Here is a 19,294-nt window from a genome sequence, read left to right as displayed (position 1 = left end):
CTAACCCGACCTACAGAAATGGTTTTTCTCAGATGAACTAACGCAGCTGGAGATTGTTGGCAAAACCGGTAATTCGCGCCAGTGTTTCAGCCGCTCCGGCACCCAGACGCTCGGCAAACCGATCCCATACATCCTCTTCCAGCGTGAAATCGACGATCTCCTCGGCACCGATTATCTCTCTGGCAACATAACTGCTGCTGCCGAAACCGTCCACCAATCCCATTTTCAGGGCTTCTTCCCCACTCCAGAAGAGTCCGCTGAATATCTCGGGGTATTCAGTGACTTTGAGGCGCACTCCCCTCCCCTCACGAACGCTATTGATGAATTGGACGTGCAACTGATCCAGTAAGCGCTGAATATGCGCCGTATCAGAGTCACCCACAGGTGAGAATGGATCCATGATGCCTTTGTTTTCACCTGCGGTCATCAAGCGGCGCTCGATGCCTAACCCCTGCATCACATCAACGAAGCCAAATCCGTTCATCAATACACCGATGGAACCGACGAGGCTGCCTTTGTCTGCATAGATCTCATCCGCAGCGGCAGCGATGTAGTAACCGCCTGAGGCGCAGATATCCACGATTACCGCATAGACTTTGATTTTGGGGTGCTCTTTTCTCAGGCGGGTAATCTCTTCGTAAATATAACGCGACTGAACCGGGCTGCCACCTGGTGTATTCATGCGCAGAATGATGCCCTTGGTCTTCTCGTCCTCGAAGGCGTTGCGCAGGCCAGTCACGACTTTGTCAGCACTTGCTTTGGTGTCCGGAGCAATAACGCCGCTGATTTCGACCAGTGCTGTGTACTCTGTAGCAGTTGAAACACCTTTGCCCAAGTCATCGTTCCACAACAATGCCAAAAGGACAAAGAGATATAGAAAGGTCAGGCTTTTAAAAAAGATGCCCCATCGCCGGCTGCGACGGCTTTCTGCAATGGAGCCCAACACAACCTTATCTACCAGTTCCCTTTCCCAATCACTGGGAATGGATTGAGAACGTGGCTTGCCATTATTTATATCTGACATGAATAAACCTTAATAATAGATTGTATTTAAAGTAAATTACTTATTTTTTAATCTGCGATTCCAACCACTTAGGGATGGCGGAGACATCATGCAGACAGTCCAGGGGATTGTGTCGGAGAAGGCGCTCCTGACTATGAACGCCATAGGTTACGCCAAGTGAATGGGTGCCCGCATTGGTTGCCATTTCCAGGTCATACTCGGTATCACCAATCATCAACGCATCGTGCGGCTCAACGCCGAGCCTATCGAGGATCTGTTCCAGCATCTCAGGATGGGGCTTGGAAAAAGTTTCATCAGCACAACGGGTTATATGGAAATACTCTCCTAACGCCGTCGTTTCCAGAACCTGATCCAACCCCTGCCGGCCCTTACCCGTCGCCACTGCCAGCAGATAATCCTGCTGTGCCAGGGTTTCGATGACTTCTCGCGCCCCGTCGAACAGGCTGGATGGAGTTTCGTTGCCGCCGAGGAAATGGTAACGGTATCGGGTAACGACATTGTGGTGCAGTTCATCATCCGCGCCGGGAAACAGGGTATCTATGGCCTCTCTCAGACCCAGACCGATAATATTCCGTATTGCATCGTTACTCGGGCAGTCCAATCCAAGGTCGTCTACAGCAGCCCGTACGCAGTCCACGATACGCACCTCTGAGTCCATCAAAGTTCCATCCCAATCAAATATTAACAGCTTAAACTTCATCTATTTTCTTCATCCAGTTTTTCAAGCAGGGTTTCCAATTCCGAAGGAAGTGGCGCCTTGATTTCAAGATCTCTCTTCTCACCTGGCCAGCGGAATTTCAATTTATGTGCGTGCAAAAACAGCCGTTTCAACCCCAGCTTGCGCATTTCCCGATTGGCCGCTTCATCACCATATTTAGTGTCACCCAGCACCGGGGAACCCAACCAGGCGCTGTGAACGCGAATCTGATGTGTTCTTCCAGTGATCAGTTCGGCCTCCACAAGCGTGTAATTCCGGAATCGCCTCAGGCGTTGAAAGCGGGTCTGGGCCGGTTTTCCTTCAGGATCGACCCTGACCAACCTCTCTCCACCTTGAAGGGTATTTTTCAGAAGGGGGGCATCTGCATTTTTACGACCTTTGCGCCAACTGCCCGCAACCAGCACGAGATACCGTTTATCGACTCGATTATTCCGTATAAGTTCATGCAATATCCGTAGGGCACTGCGTTTCTTACTGATCAGCAAGCAGCCTGATGTCGCGCGATCCAAGCGATGCACCAGTTCCAGATGATGATCTTCTGATCGTAGCTCGCGTAGCGCCTCAATGACGCCAAAATTCAGCCCACTACCACCATGAACAGCAATGCCAGATGGTTTGTTCAGGACAAAAAAGCGGTCATTTTCGAAGATAATGGCGCTTTCCAACCGCGCAAGGAGGTTTTTCGTCGGCTTGGGTTTTTCTGCGGGATCGTCCATACGAACAGGAGGGATACGCACCATATCCCCTGCCTTCAAGCGATAAGCCGCCTTCACCCGTCCCTTGTTAACCCGCACTTCCCCCCGTCGCAGGATGCGATAGACAAAACTTTTCGGTACGCCCTTGAGTTCCCGCAAAAGAAAATTGTCGATTCTCTGGCCCGCGAAGTCTGCATCCACGGTGACAAATCTGACTGCGGGAGAATTTTTTTTTGATTCTGACATTTAGCGGCTTTTTTCTATCGTTAAGTCATTGCTAGGCAAGAGAAAGATTGTTATATTGCCAATTGATTTTTTTGACGGTGGTTTGGCCTTGCAGCACAGCCATCGTCAGCGCGGTAAGAGATTAGATAGCCTGTGGGGGATTTTCCCTTCAGGAAGTTAATTCAGCATATCGCAAGGGCCCCTGCCCCATAATTATTGCCAACACCTCGTCCAACAGACAGAGATTGGCCTCTCAGGCGGCCCAGGGCTGTGCTGACCGGGCAAACAGGTGCCACATGCGGCCCGTCTTGCTGAACTCTTCTGCGGCACATAAGCGATGCGATCATACAGTTTATGATCCAGAGCGCTGCGTAACGGGTTTGGCGAAGCGCCAAGTATCCTCCGCTCAAGTGCCTTACAGAAGTTCAGAGAACGACTGACCGCCAGATGGCGAACTTTAACAGCTTTTCAACTGCCCGAGCCAGTTTCGGGAAATGATCGTGGGCAAAACGATTTTGCCCTCAACTCGACAGCCAGAAGAAAACGGGACTGACTGAACAGAAAGCAGTCAGACCGTGATTTAATGCGCGGATTTCCGCCTGCTGTGACGAGACTCGAGCAGTTGCATGGACAGAAAATATGAAACGCATGCTAATCAATGCAACTCAATCAGAGGAGTTGCGTGTTGCCATCGTTGATGGCCAAAAACTTTTCAATCTGGATATCGAACTTCCCGGCCGGGAACAAAAAAAAGCCAACATCTACAAAGGGCGCATTACCCGGGTGGAACCCAGTCTTGAGGCTGCCTTCGTTGAGTACGGCGCAGAACGCCACGGCTTTCTGCCGCTAAAAGAGATCTCCCGGAGCTACTTCTCCGAGTCCGCGCAACAGTCTCCCAAGCGCGTAAATATCCAGGAAGCCATCAAGGAAGGCCAGGAAGTTGTTGTCCAGGTCGAGAAAGAAGAGCGCGGCAACAAAGGCGCTGCGCTGACGACCTTTATCTCCCTGGCGGGACGCTATCTCGTGCTGATGCCCAACAACCCCAGGGCTGGAGGCGTCTCACGCCGCATCGAAGGTCAGGATCGAGCGGATCTGCGGGAGGCGATGAGTGCGTTGACCATCCCCGATAATATGGGACTGATCGTTCGTACTGCGGGTATCGGCAAGAATGCGGAAGAGTTGCAGTGGGATCTGGACTATCTGAATCAGCTCTGGCAGGCCATCGATACTTCCGCGAGCAGCAAACCGGCGCCTTTTCTGATCTACCAGGAAAGCAATGTCATTATTCGATGCATCCGCGACTATCTACGGGTGGATATTAGCGAAATCGTCATCGACGATGAAGATGCCTACTCCCAGGCCGAGCGTTTTATCAACCAGGTCATGCCGCAATATGCCAAGAAGCTGCGCCGCTATCAGGACGAGGTGCCCCTTTTCAGCCGCTATCAGATCGAAAGTCAAATCGAATCAGCCTTTCAACGTGAGGTGCGACTGCCATCCGGCGGGGCTATAGTAATCGATCCTACCGAGGCGCTGACCTCTATCGACATCAACTCAGCCCGCGCAACCAAGGGCGCGGACATAGAAGAGACCGCGCGTAACACCAACCTGGAAGCAGCAGATGAGGTCGCCCGCCAGTTGCGATTGCGGGACCTTGGCGGTCTGTTCGTCATCGATTTTATCGATATGACTCCCGCCCGCAATCAACGGGAAGTGGAAAATCGTCTGAAAGACGCACTCAAAGAGGATCGGGCCAGAGTCCAGATCGGCCGTATCTCACGGTTTGGTCTGTTGGAGATGTCCCGGCAGCGCCTCCGTCCCTCTCTCGGTGAAGCCAGCGAACAGGTCTGCCCCCGTTGTAAAGGCCACGGCACAGTCAGAGGCGTCGAGTCCCTTGGTCTCTCTATCCTGCGCATCATCGAAGAGGAGGCAATGAAGGAGAACACTGGACGCATTATCGCCCAGTTGCCGGTCGACGTTGCCACTTTCCTGCTCAATGAGAAACGCACAGCGATTCACGATATCGAAAATCGACAAACCATCAGTGTTGTGCTGGTGCCAAACACCAGCCTGGAGACACCGAACTACCGTATTGAACGGGTGAAGAGCAGTGAGTTGCCTGAAGACCAGGATGATGCGGCCAGTTACAAAATGGTGGAGAAGGAAACGCCCGAGGCGCCAGTCTTTGCCAGGGCGGAGCAGCCCAGAAGCGAGCAGCCTGCGGTGAAAGCGATTGCGCCTGCATCCCCTGCTCCTCAACGCGCTATCCCAGCAGAAGCGAAGAGTGAAGAAAACGGCTTCCTCAAGAAGATATTCACCAGCCTCTTCTCTCATCGTGTTGACGAGAAAAAGGAAGAACCTGAAGATCAGAAGAGAGAGGAATCCAAACCACGCCAAAACCAGCGCAGCAGACGTGATGGACAAGGCTCGCGCAGCCGAGGCGGACGGAGGCGTTCCGGCGGCACTAACCGTGGCAGTGGAAACAGGCGTAGTGCTGATGAAACGGAAACCGGTCAGAGCCAGAATCAGCCTCAGCGTGGGGGACAGAAAAAGCGGCAGGAGGAGAAAACGGCTGATAAAGAGGCACCGAAGAAGCAGATCGTCGAAGCAGACAATGTGCAACCTGAAACAGCTAACAATGATGCACCAAAACCCAAAGGGAGCCGTAGCAGTTCTCGCCGTGGACGCCGAGGTGGACGTCGTCGCCGTCCAAGCGATGAGCGTGAACAGAGTCAGCAGGGTCAGCAGGGTCAGCAGAAAGAATCAGAAAAAGCTGAACGTTTTTCGATTGATGCGATCCCTGCCCCGACAAGACCGACCGCAGAGGATGTGAGTGCCTCTCCCGCCAAAGTCGAGACGCCTGCTCCCAAGCCCGCCAAGCCAGCAGTTAGCGAGACTACAACCGAAAAAGCGGCTCCGAAGCCTAAGAGTGCGCCGGAAAAGAAGCTGGAAATGGTAGTAACCAAACCGGTTACTGCTCCACCAAAAACAGAGGAAAAGGCACCACAGCCAGAAGCAGAACCAAAAGCAAAACCTGCTGCTCCGGTGAAACCCAAAGCAGCGCCTAAAAAGCTGGTTCAGATCACAACCAAAAAAGTCACAAAGACAGAAGAGAAGGTTGCGCCTAAGGAAGAGAAAGAACTTAAGGAGAGTGCCGCTCCAAAACCAAAAGCAGTCAGAAAGAAGCGGGCTGCTGCAAAACCAAAAGCGAAGGCTTCCACGGCGGAGAAAGCTTCAGCTAAGGCCCCTGCCAAATCCCAGGGGGAGAAACCGAAACCTTCGGCCACGATAGAAAAAGCGGTTGCCAGCAAACAGAAAAAACAGTCTGAAGAGGCGAAAGAAGAGAAAAAACCGGCGTCAGAACCATCTGAAACTATCGTCAAGGCGACATCGGCTAAACCTAAACCTGCGACAGAGACGCCTAAACCATCGGCCCAAGCAGAGAAGAAATCCACCGTCGAGGCTTCTCAGAAAGAGAGTACACCTGCTGAAAAGTCGGATGATTGAATAATAATCCGTGCGCTGATCCGCCTGACTGTAGGCTGGATCAAGCGTAGCGGGGATCCGGCATATGTCGTGCGTTTTGCCTGATCCGCTACGCTTGATCAGGCCTATGGTTCATTGACACGGATGTTGACTGGCCTACAGATTCTGTTCTTTGATCCTGCTCAGCAGCCCGATAGAAGCCGCTTCCACCAGATCGAAGACGTTTTCAAACCCAGCAGGACCACCGTAATAAGGGTCAGGCACTTCACGGACTTCCAGATGAGGGGCAAAGTCGAGAAAAAGGTGGAGTTTCTCTTCCAGACCCGGTGGGCAAAGCGTCATCAGGTCATCATAATTTGACCGGTCCATAGCGAGAATATAGTCAAACTGCTCAAAATCTTCCGGCACCGCTTGGCGTGCCCGCAGATCACTCAGATCGACATCCCGATTTAGGGCAATCTGCTGAGCTCTGCGATCCGGGCTGCCACCAATATGAAAATCGATAGTACCGGCTGAATCCGTGGCTATCAGGTGAGCCAACCCCTCCTTTTCCACCAGTGCACGAAAAACACCCTGTGCAGTTGGGGAGCGGCAGATATTGCCCATGCAGACAAAAAGCACTTTGACTGCCGCTTCGATTTTCGGTTTTCTACCAAACATTTGAAATCTCATAGCGATAAAGGTACGTGTATTAATGCTTTTCAGCGCCAGGACTATCTGGATGGACTCAATGTAGCCAATATTTTATCGGCTGTTTCGACGCATGAAAACATCGGCACGATTCAACACCGATAAGATGTCGGATCGTCAATACCTGCATCCTGGAATCCTTTTGCCCGCAGGCGGCATGAGTCGCAAACACCACAGGCCCGGCCCTCAGGATCTGCCTGATAGCAGGAGATCGTAAGGCTATAGTCCACGCCAAGACGGATGCCGGTGGAGATAATCTCCGCTTTGCTCATATCGATCAGTGGTGTATGAACTTTAAACCGCTTTCCCTCAACCCCCGCTTTGGTGGCAAGATTGGCAAGTTGCTCAAATGAGTGGATAAATTCCGGTCGGCAATCCGGGTAGCCGGAGTAGTCGACCGCATTGACGCCGATAAAGATATCCTGTGTACCTAACACTTCAGCCCAGCCCAGTGCCAGGGAGAGAAACACTGTATTGCGGGCAGGCACATAGGTAACGGGTATACCCTCCTCCGCATGATCCGGCACCGGGATGGCACTGTCAGTGAGCGCTGAGCCTCCAATCGTCTCCAAACCGATGCGAACCATTTTGTGCTCGGCGGCATCCATCGATTGCACCACCCGCCTTGCCGCACTCAACTCCGCCATATGCCGCTGTCCATACTCCATACTCAATGCGTGGCAGGTATAGCCCTGCTGCTGAGCGATGGCAAGAACAGTGGCGGAATCGAGTCCGCCTGAAAGTAAAATAACAGCCTTCTTTGTCTTTAGCATCCTGGCTGTTCGCCCCATAGAATTTTATGCAGTTGCAGCTGGAAGCGTACCGTCAATCTGTCACGTAGAATCCACTCAGCCAGTGCGGCCGCATCCTGCCTGCCATGTACCGGCGAGAAGAGCACTTCGCAGCGTTCAGTCAGCGCATACTTTACGAGTTGCTCGCAACTCCATAGATAATCCGCTTCATCACAGATGACGAATTTCACCTGATCATTGGCTGTCAGAAGATCAATATTTGCATAGTTGTTTTTCGCCGATTCAGCGGAACCCGGTGTCTTGAGATCCACTATCCTGGAGACGCGTCTGTCCACCTGAGAGATATCGAGCGCGCCACTGGTCTCGAGTGAGACCCGATATCCGGCATCACAGAGCGCAGTCAGTAGCGCTAAAGTCCCTTTTTGTGACAACGGCTCTCCGCCGGTCACACAGACATAGTGGGGTTGGTAGGCTTCGACTTCAGAAAGAATCGCGGGAAGATCCCGCCACTCTCCACCCGTGAAGGCATACTCCGTATCGCAATAGCTGCAGCGAAGCGGACAACCGGTAAGCCGGACAAAGACGGTGGGAAAGCCACTGCTGCGACTTTCGCCCTGCAGGGAGTGGAAGATCTCGGTAATGCGCAGCCGTGACGGTGCTGCTGTGACCATCAATGGCCCTCTTTGAACATTCGATCCAGACGGTTTGTTGCAAGGCGTGCCTCGGTTGTACCGGAATACTGCTTCTTCAACCGTTCGAACAGATCCCGGGCCGTTGTCCAGGCACGCTTCTCATAGTGTATATAACCACTCTTGAGCATGGCTCCCGGGACTTTGGCGCTGTCGGGATAGTGTTTAATCACCTTTGTGAATTCACTCAAGGCAGTGTCGAAATCACGACTGACGTAACTTGCCTCGCCCAACCAGTACTGGGCATTGTCCTCATAGCTGCCACCGGGAAACTTCTTGAGAAACGAACGAAAGGCGACAATCGACTCCTTATAACGCCCTTGCTTCAGCAGGTTAAACGCCTTCTGATAGGCTGCTGACTCTTTTTTAGCGTCGATTGAAACTGTCGGTGTCACTGCCGCAGTCGGCTTTACACCACTTGTGTTTTCAGCAGTCGGCACACTCTGTTTGGCGGCTGCGGCACCACTGCCCGTCAGATCGACAACCGGCGCCGGACCACTGGAAACAGCGGTCGGACGACTCATGCGGGAGAGTCGCTGGTCAATATCGAGATAGAGATCGCGCTGGCGGCGACTCATGGCATCCATCGAATGCTTTTGCAACTCCACCTCGCCACGCAATTGTTGTACCTCCTGCTGTAACTGCTGCAGCTGGAGGATGATATCTGCCAGACTCTGGTTCCGCAGGATCCGTTCCAGCCGCCCAAGGCGCTGTTCCAGATTGGGGGTCCCCGCCGTTACAGGTTTTTTTTCAGCTGAAACAGCGTGTGCGCTCATCAGCGCCACTGCCATAGCCAGTGCCAAAGAAAGCTTCTTCATCTCAGTAGACCAGTTCCACGCGTCGGTTCAGCGCCCAGGATTCTTCATTGTTCATCATGGATGCCGGACGCTCTTCGCCATAGCTGATGACGATGATCTGGTTGTCGGCAACACCCTCGGCCATCAGCAGACTGCGCACCGCATTGGCGCGGAGTTCCCCCAGACCCAGATTGTATTCGCGGGTACCGCGTTCATCTGCATGGCCTTCCAGCCTGACACTGACATGAGGATTGCTTGCAAGATACTCGGCGTGGGCACGAATTATCTCCCGGTTATCCATGCCGATGCTGCTCTGGTCAAAATCGAAGTAGAGGATACGGGTCGCCAGGAGACTATAGGGATCGTCCAGTGGATCACCGCTCCAGGAACCTGCCTCGCTGGCGGCACTGGTGGTGGCTCCAGCTCCCTCCATTCCTTCATAGGTACCGGATGCGCCGGTAGACTGTTCGGTGACTTCGGCTCCCTCCTGCTCGCCCTCTTTTGTAGGGGAGGAGGAGCAACCTGCAAAGATTAACAGGCAGAGGGTTATGGGCACCCAGCGGGTCAAGATTGTAAACATTTTGTTTCTCCTCGATTTCCGGCTTGGAAATAATAATCAAAAGCCAGGCAAATAAGTCATTTTTTTTGCAGGGGGGACCAGACCGGCTCTCGCACATCACCCTCATGCAGCGCAAGTTTCTGCCGCACACGTCCGTCGACAGAGACCGCAGCAAGCACACTCCGCCGCCCCGCTTTGGTGGCGTAAATTATCATGCTGCCATTCGGTGCGAAACTGGGAGATTCATCAAGATCGCCCCGACTCAGCACCTGCATGACGCCAGATGCCAAATCAAGCACCGCGATACGATAGCGTCCATCCTCACGGGTTACCAGCGTCAGCAATTTACCGTCAGGAGAGTAGGAGGCTCTGGCATTATAGGCATTCTGAAATGTGACCCGTTCCGCCTTGCCGCCATAGGAGGGAACCCGGTAGATCTGCGGTTTGCCACCGCGGTCTGAAGTAAATACCAGATGACGACCATCCGGTGACCAGGAAGGTTCGGTATCAATGGCATAGTGACGGGTGATCGGACGCAGTTTGCGGGTCGTCATATCAAACACGAAGATGTCCGGGTTACCGTCCTTCGAGAGCGTCATGGCCAGTTTACGTCCATCAGGTGACCAGGCAGGAGCGCTGTTGATGCCCTTGAAGGCGGTAACCTTTTGACGACGTCCCGTATAGACCTCCTGAATATAGATTCCCCAACTCCCTTTTTCGGAGGAGGCATAAGCGATTTTGCGGCCATCGGGTGACCAGGCAGGTGACATCAGCGGCACATCAGAGCTGACGATGGTCTCGGGACTGTAACCATCCGCGTCGGCAATCCGCAGGTCTATCTGGGTTTTCCCCCCTTCTGTCTTGGAGGTAATGTAAGCTACCCGAGTGGCGAACGCACCCGGAACACCGATCAGCTGTTCGTAGATAAGATCAGCAATATGGTGGGCGGTGGTGCGCAGGTTTCCCGCCGTGGTCGGGATGCTGTAGCCAGTCAGCTGTTCGCCCCGAAAGACATCGAAGAGCTGAAAACGGATAATGAAGCCTTTACTGCCGTTGGGCTGAATCTGTCCAACGACCAGGTTCTCCACGCCCAGTACCCGCCAATCCTTGAACTCTACCTCGTCGCCACTCGCAGGCTTGGCGAGCATGTCGTTCCGAGGGAGCGTCTTGAAGCGGCCACTGCGGTACAGATCCGCCTGGATGATCGCCGAAACGTCCTCCCGGGGTGTGGTTTGCGTTTTTCCTTGCCAGTGAAAAGGCACCACAGCAATGGGAAGCGCACCCTCCACCCCCTCGGTTATCTCAATGGTCAATTCGGCATTTGCAGCCGGTTGCCAGGAGAGGGCCAGAAAAATAATCAACAACAGATATTTCATATAATCATCAACGATAAAATCTAAATGAACAGTGGTTGGGTGTGCAGAGTATGCCAACTCTCCGGACTACCGCAAAGAATTTCCATCTCATAACAGGCTGATCTACTTCGAGTGCCTGAACTTCAGCCTCAGATCACGAAGCGAATCAAACAGACCACCACTGGGTACCGGTAGTGGTGCAGCCTTATAGACAGCGGTCTCCACTGAGCGATCAAAAGCGGCGTTACCGCTGCTCTCGATGATTCTGACACTGCCGGGCATCACATCGCCACCGGGAATCAGTCGAACACGCACGACACAGGAGAGCCCTTCAGCACTATTCGGCGGTCGCAGCCAGTTGCGTTCTATCTGCTGGCGAATGGCGATCTTAAAACGACTGATTTCCCGGGAGTTTTGTTCAGCAGCAAGCTGGGCCTGCAGCGCCCGCTCACGAGCCTGCTGGGCCGCAATCGCGGCTTTACGCGTTGCCTCGGCCTTGCGTTTGGCTTCTAGCTTCGCCTGTTTCTTCTTCTCAGCCGCTTTACGTTTCGCTTCGGCCTGTTCGCGTTTTCTCTTCTCTGCCGCTTTACGCTTTGCCTCTGTCTTGCGTTTTTCCGCCAGCGCCGCCTGCTCTTTTTTCAGTTTCGCCTGTTTCCGTTTTTCAGCTTCCTGTCTCTTTTTTGCAGTCGCTTTACGTTTAGCTTCTTCTTTCTCTCTGGTCTTTCGTTTTTTCTCCAGCGTCAGAAGCCGTTTCTTCTCCGCTGCCTGTTTGCGCTTGATCTCTGCCAGGCGCTTCTCCTCTTTGCGCAGGGCCGCCGACTTGGCTGATTTTTTCTTCTCTTCCGCCTGTTTGATCTTCTTCAGTTCAGCCTCGACTTTGGCGGCATCCACCACCCGCGCCTGAATGATCGGCGCCTGTGCCTTGGGCAACTCAGGCACAGGTGACCACTCCATGCCAAACAGCAGAAAAAAGCCGATCAGAAGATGCAGTATCACCGCCAGAATGATCGAAATGGGATTGCGCCGTACTACACTGAACATCGATTCAGCGCTCCGGCGGCTCGGTTATCAGGCCGACACTTGGGGCACCGCCGGCCTGCACCAGCACCATCACTTCCATGACACGCCCATATTCAACACCTGCATCACCACGCACCATGATGGGTGTTTTCGGCTTATATTTGAGTATCGCCCGAACCCGCGCCACCAGTGTCTCGGCATCTACCGGTTTTCCCTTGTCGGCACCGATATCGATGAAGAACTCACCGGCGCGGTTGATCGTGACCACCACCGGGTCATCTGACTGGACAGAGAGTGGCTCCGCATCCCCCTGGGGCAACTCCACCTTTACGCCCTGTGTCAGCAGGGGGGCGGTCACCATGAAGATCACCAACAACACCAACATCACGTCGATATAGGGTACAACGTTGATCTCAGACATGGGACGGCGACGCTGCCGTTGACGACTCATTTTGCCACCTGCGGAGACAGGGCCGAGAAAAAAACCACAACCAAACCTTGGCCCTCGGCCCTTACCCCCCGGCCCTCTCTTCTAACCATGTGCCTGCCGTTGCAGGATGGTGGAGAACTCTTCAAGAAAATCGTCATAGCGGTTGTTGAGCCGCTCCACTTCATTGGAGTATTTGTTATAGGCGACCACAGCCGGGATTGCGGCAAAGAGCCCGAATGCAGTGGCGATCAACGCCTCGGCAATGCCGGGTGCGACCAGAGCGAGCGTCGCTTGCTTCACATTTCCCAGGGCATGGAAGGAGTTCATGATGCCCCACACGGTCCCGAAGAGTCCGACATAGGGGCTGGTCGAACCTACGGTGGCAAGCATTGACAGATGGAGTTCCAAATCGTCCAGCTCGCGACTCAGGGCCACGCGCATGGAGCGCTGCGCCCCTTGAACCACCGCCATCGGCTCGATCTGCTCTTTTGTCCGCAAGCGGGCAAATTCGCGGAAACCGGCGCGGAAAATAGCCTCCATCCCTGATAGATCCGTGCCACTCCTCTCTACCTGGCGGTAGAGTTCACCCAGATCGCCACCCGACCAGAATCGTTCCTCGAAATTCTCCGCTGCCCGCTTGGCGCGGCGCAACACCCTGGCCCGGTCAAAGATCATGGTCCAGGAGCTGATGGAGGCGAAGATCAGTACTGCGATAACGAACTGAACAACCGGACTGGCATGTAATATCAGCTGTGCGTAAGAGAGATCACCCGACACCCGCTATCTCCTTGAATAAGTTCTCCGGAAGCGGAGCGGGGCGCATCCTTACAGCATCCACGCAGGCCACCTTTATCCGGCCACTGACCAGTTTTGTATTATCAGACAGGCGTCTGACTTCCTGATAAAAAGTCAGACTGGCCCGGCCCCTGCGCGTAATCCGCGCACTGACCTCCAACGCATCATTGAACCGGGCAGGCCGAAGATAGCTGACTTCCACCTGGACGACTGCGAAGATGACACCATCCTGCTGCAACATCCGATCCTGTTCAAAACCCAGACTGCGCAGCCACTCGGTGCGTGTTCGTTCCATAAACTTCAGGTAGTTGGCGTAATAGACCACGCCCCCGGAGTCGGTGTCTTCATAGTAGACCCTGACAGGCCAGAGAAACTCGTTCACGCTGCTATCTGTTCCTTCTGTTTACAGGAGCAGCCGCAAGCGGCCCCTGCCATTTGTTCGTCTATATTGAGTACGACGGGTTCATCTAGTTCCCCGCAATCATCAGGTCGGCTCACGATTTGCCAAACAGGTCCTCACGACCAGGCATCACCTTCCCCTCTTTTGGCGATAGACCAAAATGGAGATAGGCAGCCTGGGTGGCAACCCGTCCTCTGGGGGTGCGCATCATAAACCCCTGTTGGATAAGATAAGGTTCCAGCACATCTTCGATGGTACCCCGCTCCTCGCCAATGGCAGCCGCCAGATTATCCACTCCGACGGGGCCGCCATCGAACTTTTCGATCACTGCCAGCAGAAGGTGACGATCCATGTTGTCGAAACCATTACTGTCCACCTTAAGCATGCCCAGTGCCCGGTCCGCCAGATCGGCCGAGATATACCCGTCTCCCTTTACCTGTGCATAGTCCCGCACCCGGCGCAGCAGACGGTTGGCAACACGCGGTGTACCCCGGGAACGGCGGGCAATCTCCACCGCACCGGCATCATCGATACCGATATTCAGGATACCAGCAGAACGGCCCACTATGTGGGCCAGATCAGCAGCGCTATAGAACTCCAGGCGCTGGACGATGCCGAACCGGTCCCGCAGGGGCGAAGTCAGCAGCCCGGCGCGGGTTGTGGCGCCAACCAGGGTGAAGGGTGGCAGATCAAGCTTGATGGAGCGCGCCGCCGGTCCTTCGCCGATCATGATGTCGAGTTGAAAATCCTCCAGCGCGGGATAGAGCACCTCCTCCACCACCGGACTCAAGCGATGGATCTCATCCACGAAGAGTACGTCGTGGGGTTCCAGATTGGTCAGCAGTGCCGCCAGGTCACCTGGCTTTTCCAGTACCGGCCCCGAGGTCTGGCGCAGGTTGACTTCCATCTCGTTGGCGATGATATGGGCCAATGTGGTCTTGCCCAGTCCTGGGGGGCCGAAGATCAAGACGTGGTCGAGCGCCTCGTTGCGTCCCTTGGCGGCTGGAATGAATATCTCCATCTGCTCCAGCACAGCGGGCTGCCCGACATAGTCCTTCAGTCGTTTCGGTCGAATTGCGCGATCGATGGCGACATCATCACCGATTACCTCGCCGTCGATCAGTCTGTTTTCCCCATCCACTGTTATCTACCCTTTCTTTGCCGCACACTGCAATGCAAGGCGGATCAGCGCCTCGCTTTCGAGTCCCTCACCTTCCACAGCCTTGACCATGCGCCCGGCATCCAGTGGTTTGTAACCCAGCGCCACCAGTGCTGCCACCGCATCGGAGACAGGTGTCTGGGGACGACCGGCAACTGTTCCTGCAGCGCCGACTGCAGAGGGTGAAATGCCCAATTTTGTCAGACGGTCGCGCATCTCGACAATCAGCCGCTCTGCAGTCTTCTTGCCGATACCGGGCAGCCGTACCAGCGCAGCGATATCTTTGTTCTGCACACTGCTGCAGAACTCATCGGCCGTCATGCCGGAGAGGATGCCAAGTGCCATCTTCGCCCCTACCCCATTGACCTTGAGCAGGCTGCGGAACAGGGCGCGTTCCCCTTCACTGGCGAAGGCATAAAGCACATGGGCATCGTCACGAATCGCAAGATGGGTGTGGAGTGTAATGGTGGCGCCAACATCCGGCAGATTGAAGAATGTGGACATTGGTGCTTCAAGTTCGTATCCGACCCCATTCACATCCAGCAACAGGTGAGGGGCCTGCTTTTCGGCGATCTCTCCGCGCAGACGACCGATCATCTTGTCCGTCCTGCGGCCAGACGGCCCAGCATGGTGTTCGTATTGGCGTGGCTCAGCGCCACGGCCAGCGCATCCGCAGCATCTTCCTGCGGGCTTTCGGCCAGCTTGAGGATTAGTTTTACCATGTGCTGAACCTGCTCCTTCTCAGCAGAGCCGGTTCCCACCACCGCCTTCTTGATACTGCGTGGGGCGTATTCGGCCACTGCCAGCCCCCGGCTTACGCCGGCACAGATTGCAGCGCCTCTTGCGTGGCCCAGTTTCAGGGCGGATGAGGGGTTTTTCGATACGAAAACCTGCTCTACAGCCATCACCTCAGGGCGATAGGATTCAATTACCTCACTGATCTCAGCAAAGATTTGACCCAGCCGGGGAGGAAGCTCCTTCCCTTTGAGGCGAAGTGTGCCGTGGGCGACGTGGGTGGCATTGATGCCATCACTGTCGATAATGCCAAAACCGGTCACCCTTGAGCCGGGGTCGATGCCGAGGATACGAATCATTCAGCCCAAGGTTTCCAGAATTTCGTCGGAGATCTCGGCATTGGTGTAGACGTTCTGCACGTCGTCCAGGTCTTCGAGCATATCGATCATGCGCAGCAGTGTGTCGGCGTCCTTCTCATCAAGGGCTGCGCCGGTGGAGGCGCTGAAGGTAACTTCAGCGTTGTCCGGCTCAAATCCCGCTGCGATCATGGTGTCTTTGACTGCAGTGAACTCCTCCGGAGTGGTTACAACGTCGACGGAACCATCGTCATTTCCGATAACATCCTCTGCACCGGCTTCCAGGGCTGCCTCCATCACCGCATCCTCGTCCACGCCTTCGGCATAGCTGATCACGCCCTGTTTGTTGAACATGTAGGCCACGGAACCATCGGTACCGAGATTTCCGCCCAGCTTGCTGAAAGCGTGACGCACCTCGGCCGCAGTACGATTGCGGTTGTCGGTCATGCAATCCACGATCACCGCAGTGCCACCGGGACCGTAGCCCTCATAGCGAATCTCATCGTAATTCTCACCCTCTGCACCACCAGCGCCACGTTTTACCGCACGCTCGATGGTATCCTTCGGCATATTGGCGTTGAGTCCCTTGTCCAGCGCCAGGCGCAACCGGGGATTGGCGTCGATATCACCACCGCCCATGCGAGCCGCTACAGTGATTTCACGAATCAGCTTGGTCCAGATCTTGCCGCGCTTTTTATCGTTGGCGGCCTTCTTGTGCTTGATATTGGCCCATTTACTGTGTCCAGCCATGGTGACTCCCCTGAGAAGTATAAAACCGCTCGGATTCTACCACTCCCCCTGCCGGGCAGAAACCATTGAAGCAGTGATTTGCCAATAATCCTGGCGAACTCGAAAGAACCGGCCCTATCGTGGTAAAAGCCACACTCACGCGGCGAGGCGCTGAGCCTATACGGTACTCAGGACGAAACAAAATAGTCCGTGATTTTCCCTGGTAATTCAGCATGCGGTATTGCTGAATTTGATCTCTGACCCGGCTACAGCATCGCCAAACAGGAAACCCTGAACCAGATCGCAGCCAAGCTCGTCAAGTAGCATTTTCTGATGCTCTGTCTCCACCCCTTCTGCGACCACATCCAGCTCCATGATCCTCGCCAGGCTGATGATGGCCGTGACGATGGCGGCCCGGTCTTTGTTGATCTCCATATTCTGCACGAAGCTGCGGTCTATTTTCAGAACATGGATTGGGAAGCGCTGCAGGTGTTCCAGCGATGAATAGCCGGTTCCGAAGTCATCGATAGCAAGTTTTATCCCCATCGCCGATAGTTGAGTCAGTTGATCAATGGCCCGGTCAGTATCCTGCATGAGGCTGCTTTCCGTAATCTCCAGCATTAGACATTCAGGGGAGAGTCCCGATTGTTTCAGGGTCTCGTCTATCAATCTGACCAACCCTGGAGTGGAGAGTTGTCTGCCAGAAAGGTTGACAGCAATATGATCGGGCGCCAACCCGGTTTTCTGCCACAGGAGCATTTGTTGGCAGGCCTCTTTCAGCACCCACTCGCCGACGGGAATCACCAGCCCCGTCTCCTCCATAACAGGAAGGAAGCTGTCCGGTAACTGCATCGACCCATCCAGTTGTCTCCAGCGCAGCAGAGCCTCAACGGCTTCTACCCTCCCGCTTGTGAGATTGATCTGTGGTTGATAGTAAAGTTCAAATTCAGCGTTATCCAATGCGCGTCTCAGGCCGTGTTCGAGCCGCAGAAACTCGGTGGCGCGAATATTCATGTCCGCAGTGTAGAATTCAAACCCGTTGGACTGTTTTTCCTTCGAGCGGTACATGGCTATATCGGCATGCCGAATCAGCGATTCGGCATTCTCCGCATCATCCGGAAAAATGCTGATACCGATGCTTGTACCGGCAAAGAGTTCATAGTCATCAATCTGGAAAGGACGCTGAAACAGGGCCAGGATCTTTTCCGCCAGGGTGATGATATCGTCTGTCTTGTGAATATCCGGGATAACGAACGTGAACTCATCGCCACCAAAACGCGCCACCGTATCCGCTGCGCGTTTGGCATTCTGAAATCGCTCCGCCACTGCCTTCAGCAGACGATCTCCCACCTGATGCCCTAAGGTATCATTGATATTTTTGAATCGATCCAGATCAAGAAACATCAGTGCCAGACGGCTTTTTTCCCGTGCAGCCAGCTGCAACATCTGATTCAGGCGGTCAATAAAAAGCGCCCGGTTCGGCAGTCCGGTAACCAGATCGAAATAGGCAAGATTGTGAATCTGTTGTGCCGCAGCATGACGTTCTGTCATATCCTGCGCAACAAAGACCATGCCTTGATGGTGCTGGGAATGGGATAGCTGGGCAGCGGACAAAAGCACTGGAACACTACTGCCGTCGCGCCGGATAAAGGTTGCATCCTCGGCATTGACATCCTCCTGTTCCAGGATGAGTTCATACCACTCAAATTGATCGGACTTTGCCGGTAGCACCAGACTGAGGGGACTCTCCAGCAACTCATCTTCGTTGTAGCCTGTCAGATTGGAAAAAGCGCGGTTTACCCTTTTGATTATTCCCTGCCGATCCGTTACCAACAGGGCATCCTTCATGCTGAAGAGGATCTCGTCCAGATACTCTTTTGAAATGGTTGTTTTTTCGAGTTGCCGTCCCATCTTTTCCAATGCATGGGCCAAGTCGCCGATTTCATCAGGACGATGGATCTGACTCGATGCCCGGTAGTCATGGGCGCCGATACGTTCGGCAAGCCTGGCAAGTTTTCCGATAGGTGAGGTGAGATGGTTCGCGACAAGGGTGGCAGCCAGAATACCTATTCCACTTAAAGCGATGCCTAACAACAAGACCGCGTAGATGTTGCGTTGACTATGGTGACTGCTGATCGATTCCAATCTCTTATTTGAGTGCGCCAGAGTTTTCTGCATCTCCTCCAGCGAAAAACCGATTAGAATGCCGCCGAGCACAACACCCTCGCCGATGAATATTGGTGTCGCCAGATCCAGATGATTGTCTTCAATCTTGCTCTTTACCGATTTTTCCTGCAGCGACTTTTCGACGATTTGATGCCCGGTTGTTTTTCCAAATCCGGGAAGTGTCTCTTTCCCGTCATGGATGATTCTGCCTTGGGCATCGTAGACCATGGCATAGACAATATCGTGCTGAGAGACGGCGGTGCGCAACAGCATTCCAATACTTTCCATGTCCAGTTCATAGAGCGGATTGACCAGACTTTGTGCAAGGATCTCTGCCAGGATCTGTCCCTGGTGTTCCAACTGTTTAAAATGGACCTCCTGCAAGGCCGAGGCACTTGCGCTCTGATAGTCTTCGAAGGCCTCGTCGAACTGCAGGAAAAGCACCGTTGATACAGCCAAAACAACCCCTATGATCAGTATGAACATAATCATCGAGTATTTGGACTGAAGACGT

19 protein-coding genes are annotated in these 19,294 nt (G+C 54.0%); 1 reads left to right on the top strand and 18 read right to left on the bottom strand.

What is annotated here, in order from left to right; all coding sequences use genetic code 11:
• Positions 1-37 precede the first annotated feature (37 nt).
• The 3 genes from G9Q73_RS14745 to rluC are packed head-to-tail and all read right to left on the bottom strand — an operon-like array spanning position 38 to position 2,683.
• Positions 38-1,024: a S49 family peptidase gene (locus G9Q73_RS14745; protein ID WP_177420451.1), complete on the bottom strand. Its 987-nt coding sequence runs from the start codon at positions 1,022-1,024 to the stop codon at positions 38-40.
• A 40-nt stretch (positions 1,025-1,064) separates the two neighbouring features.
• Positions 1,065-1,724, bottom strand: coding sequence for an HAD-IA family hydrolase (locus G9Q73_RS14740; protein ID WP_177420450.1), 660 nt, complete (start codon positions 1,722-1,724; stop codon positions 1,065-1,067).
• Positions 1,721-2,683 carry a 23S rRNA pseudouridine(955/2504/2580) synthase RluC gene (gene rluC, locus G9Q73_RS14735; RefSeq protein WP_177420449.1) on the bottom strand — a complete coding sequence of 321 codons (963 nt, stop codon included), beginning with the start codon at positions 2,681-2,683 and terminating at the stop codon, positions 1,721-1,723. The genes G9Q73_RS14740 and rluC overlap by 4 nt, the downstream gene beginning before the upstream one ends.
• A 618-nt stretch (positions 2,684-3,301) precedes the next feature.
• On the opposite strand from rluC, the gene rne reads away from it, so the two are divergent.
• Positions 3,302-6,169 (top strand): ribonuclease E, encoded by a 2,868-nt coding sequence (gene rne / locus G9Q73_RS14730; protein WP_177420448.1) that lies wholly within the window; start codon positions 3,302-3,304, stop codon positions 6,167-6,169.
• Positions 6,170-6,304: 135 nt separating this feature from the next.
• Here rne and G9Q73_RS14725 read toward each other — a convergent pair whose 3' ends face one another.
• From G9Q73_RS14725 to G9Q73_RS14655, 15 genes are all read right to left on the bottom strand, one after another.
• Positions 6,305-6,808, bottom strand: coding sequence for a low molecular weight protein-tyrosine-phosphatase (locus G9Q73_RS14725; protein WP_177420447.1), 504 nt, complete (start codon positions 6,806-6,808; stop codon positions 6,305-6,307).
• 122 nt (positions 6,809-6,930) lie between these two features.
• Complete coding sequence (queC, locus tag G9Q73_RS14720; RefSeq protein WP_177420446.1) at positions 6,931-7,611, bottom strand: 7-cyano-7-deazaguanine synthase QueC; 681 nt, start codon at positions 7,609-7,611, stop codon at positions 6,931-6,933.
• A complete protein-coding gene (gene queE, locus G9Q73_RS14715; protein WP_177420445.1) occupies positions 7,605-8,261 on the bottom strand; it encodes a 7-carboxy-7-deazaguanine synthase QueE in 657 nt (218 codons plus the stop codon). The genes queC and queE overlap by 7 nt, the downstream gene beginning before the upstream one ends.
• Entirely contained in the window at positions 8,261-9,097 is an 837-nt protein-coding gene (ybgF, locus tag G9Q73_RS14710) for a tol-pal system protein YbgF (protein ID WP_177420444.1), read from the bottom strand. The genes queE and ybgF overlap by 1 nt, the downstream gene beginning before the upstream one ends.
• A 1-nt stretch (position 9,098) precedes the next feature.
• Positions 9,099-9,656 (bottom strand): peptidoglycan-associated lipoprotein Pal, encoded by a 558-nt coding sequence (pal, locus tag G9Q73_RS14705; protein ID WP_177420443.1) that lies wholly within the window; start codon positions 9,654-9,656, stop codon positions 9,099-9,101.
• Between the two features lie 56 nt (positions 9,657-9,712).
• Positions 9,713-11,011 (bottom strand): Tol-Pal system beta propeller repeat protein TolB, encoded by a 1,299-nt coding sequence (gene tolB / locus G9Q73_RS14700; protein ID WP_177420442.1) that lies wholly within the window; start codon positions 11,009-11,011, stop codon positions 9,713-9,715.
• Positions 11,012-11,113: 102 nt separating this feature from the next.
• Entirely contained in the window at positions 11,114-12,031 is a 918-nt protein-coding gene (tolA, locus tag G9Q73_RS14695) for a cell envelope integrity protein TolA (RefSeq protein WP_177420441.1), read from the bottom strand.
• Between the two features lie 4 nt (positions 12,032-12,035).
• Positions 12,036-12,461 (bottom strand): protein TolR, encoded by a 426-nt coding sequence (tolR, locus tag G9Q73_RS14690; protein ID WP_177420440.1) that lies wholly within the window; start codon positions 12,459-12,461, stop codon positions 12,036-12,038.
• 81 nt (positions 12,462-12,542) lie between these two features.
• The gene (gene tolQ / locus G9Q73_RS14685; protein ID WP_177420439.1) at positions 12,543-13,217 is read right to left on the bottom strand and encodes a protein TolQ; all 675 of its coding nucleotides are present in this window, start codon (positions 13,215-13,217) and stop codon (positions 12,543-12,545) included.
• Positions 13,207-13,617: a tol-pal system-associated acyl-CoA thioesterase gene (gene ybgC / locus G9Q73_RS14680; RefSeq protein ID WP_177420438.1), complete on the bottom strand. Its 411-nt coding sequence runs from the start codon at positions 13,615-13,617 to the stop codon at positions 13,207-13,209. Before ybgC ends, tolQ begins: the two co-directional genes overlap by 11 nt.
• A gap of 112 nt (positions 13,618-13,729) precedes the next feature.
• Positions 13,730-14,776: a Holliday junction branch migration DNA helicase RuvB gene (gene ruvB, locus G9Q73_RS14675; protein WP_177420437.1), complete on the bottom strand. Its 1,047-nt coding sequence runs from the start codon at positions 14,774-14,776 to the stop codon at positions 13,730-13,732.
• Between the two features lie 6 nt (positions 14,777-14,782).
• On the bottom strand, positions 14,783-15,391 hold the full coding sequence (ruvA, locus tag G9Q73_RS14670) for a Holliday junction branch migration protein RuvA (protein WP_177420436.1): 609 nt from the start codon (positions 15,389-15,391) through the stop codon (positions 14,783-14,785).
• Positions 15,388-15,888 (bottom strand): crossover junction endodeoxyribonuclease RuvC, encoded by a 501-nt coding sequence (gene ruvC / locus G9Q73_RS14665; protein ID WP_177420435.1) that lies wholly within the window; start codon positions 15,886-15,888, stop codon positions 15,388-15,390. Before ruvC ends, ruvA begins: the two co-directional genes overlap by 4 nt.
• Positions 15,889-16,635, bottom strand: a complete 747-nt coding sequence (locus G9Q73_RS14660) for a YebC/PmpR family DNA-binding transcriptional regulator (RefSeq protein ID WP_177420434.1) — start codon at positions 16,633-16,635, stop codon at positions 15,889-15,891.
• 207 nt (positions 16,636-16,842) lie between these two features.
• Positions 16,843-19,239, bottom strand: a complete 2,397-nt coding sequence (locus G9Q73_RS14655) for a putative bifunctional diguanylate cyclase/phosphodiesterase (protein ID WP_246345289.1) — start codon at positions 19,237-19,239, stop codon at positions 16,843-16,845.
• Positions 19,240-19,294 lie beyond the last annotated feature (55 nt).

Source organism: endosymbiont of Lamellibrachia barhami, from assembly GCF_011947365.2.
Lineage (GTDB): Bacteria > Pseudomonadota > Gammaproteobacteria > Chromatiales > Chromatiaceae > QGON01.
The sequence above is the reverse complement of the archived record's forward strand: the minus strand, read 5'-3'. Positions and strand labels throughout refer to the sequence as shown.

What these genes read in the sequence shown, in the direction of transcription:
- queE (WP_177420445.1), bottom strand. Translation starts at nt 8,261, where the DNA reads ATGGTCACAGCAGCACCGTCACGGCTGCGCATTACCGAGATCTTCCAC.
- G9Q73_RS14745 (WP_177420451.1), bottom strand. Translation starts at nt 1,024, where the DNA reads ATGTCAGATATAAATAATGGCAAGCCACGTTCTCAATCCATTCCCAGT.
- G9Q73_RS14740 (WP_177420450.1), bottom strand. Translation starts at nt 1,724, where the DNA reads ATGAAGTTTAAGCTGTTAATATTTGATTGGGATGGAACTTTGATGGAC.
- ruvA (WP_177420436.1), bottom strand. Translation starts at nt 15,391, where the DNA reads ATGATCGGTCGTCTGCGCGGAGAGATCGCCGAAAAGCAGGCCCCTCAC.
- tolB (WP_177420442.1), bottom strand. Translation starts at nt 11,011, where the DNA reads ATGAAATATCTGTTGTTGATTATTTTTCTGGCCCTCTCCTGGCAACCG.
- queC (WP_177420446.1), bottom strand. Translation starts at nt 7,611, where the DNA reads ATGCTAAAGACAAAGAAGGCTGTTATTTTACTTTCAGGCGGACTCGAT.
- ybgF (WP_177420444.1), bottom strand. Translation starts at nt 9,097, where the DNA reads ATGAAGAAGCTTTCTTTGGCACTGGCTATGGCAGTGGCGCTGATGAGC.
- tolA (WP_177420441.1), bottom strand. Translation starts at nt 12,031, where the DNA reads ATGTTCAGTGTAGTACGGCGCAATCCCATTTCGATCATTCTGGCGGTG.
- ruvC (WP_177420435.1), bottom strand. Translation starts at nt 15,888, where the DNA reads ATGATTCGTATCCTCGGCATCGACCCCGGCTCAAGGGTGACCGGTTTT.
- pal (WP_177420443.1), bottom strand. Translation starts at nt 9,656, where the DNA reads ATGTTTACAATCTTGACCCGCTGGGTGCCCATAACCCTCTGCCTGTTA.
- G9Q73_RS14725 (WP_177420447.1), bottom strand. Translation starts at nt 6,808, where the DNA reads ATGTTTGGTAGAAAACCGAAAATCGAAGCGGCAGTCAAAGTGCTTTTT.
- G9Q73_RS14660 (WP_177420434.1), bottom strand. Translation starts at nt 16,635, where the DNA reads ATGGCTGGACACAGTAAATGGGCCAATATCAAGCACAAGAAGGCCGCC.
- rluC (WP_177420449.1), bottom strand. Translation starts at nt 2,683, where the DNA reads ATGTCAGAATCAAAAAAAAATTCTCCCGCAGTCAGATTTGTCACCGTG.
- tolR (WP_177420440.1), bottom strand. Translation starts at nt 12,461, where the DNA reads ATGAGTCGTCAACGGCAGCGTCGCCGTCCCATGTCTGAGATCAACGTT.
- rne (WP_177420448.1), top strand. Translation starts at nt 3,302, where the DNA reads ATGAAACGCATGCTAATCAATGCAACTCAATCAGAGGAGTTGCGTGTT.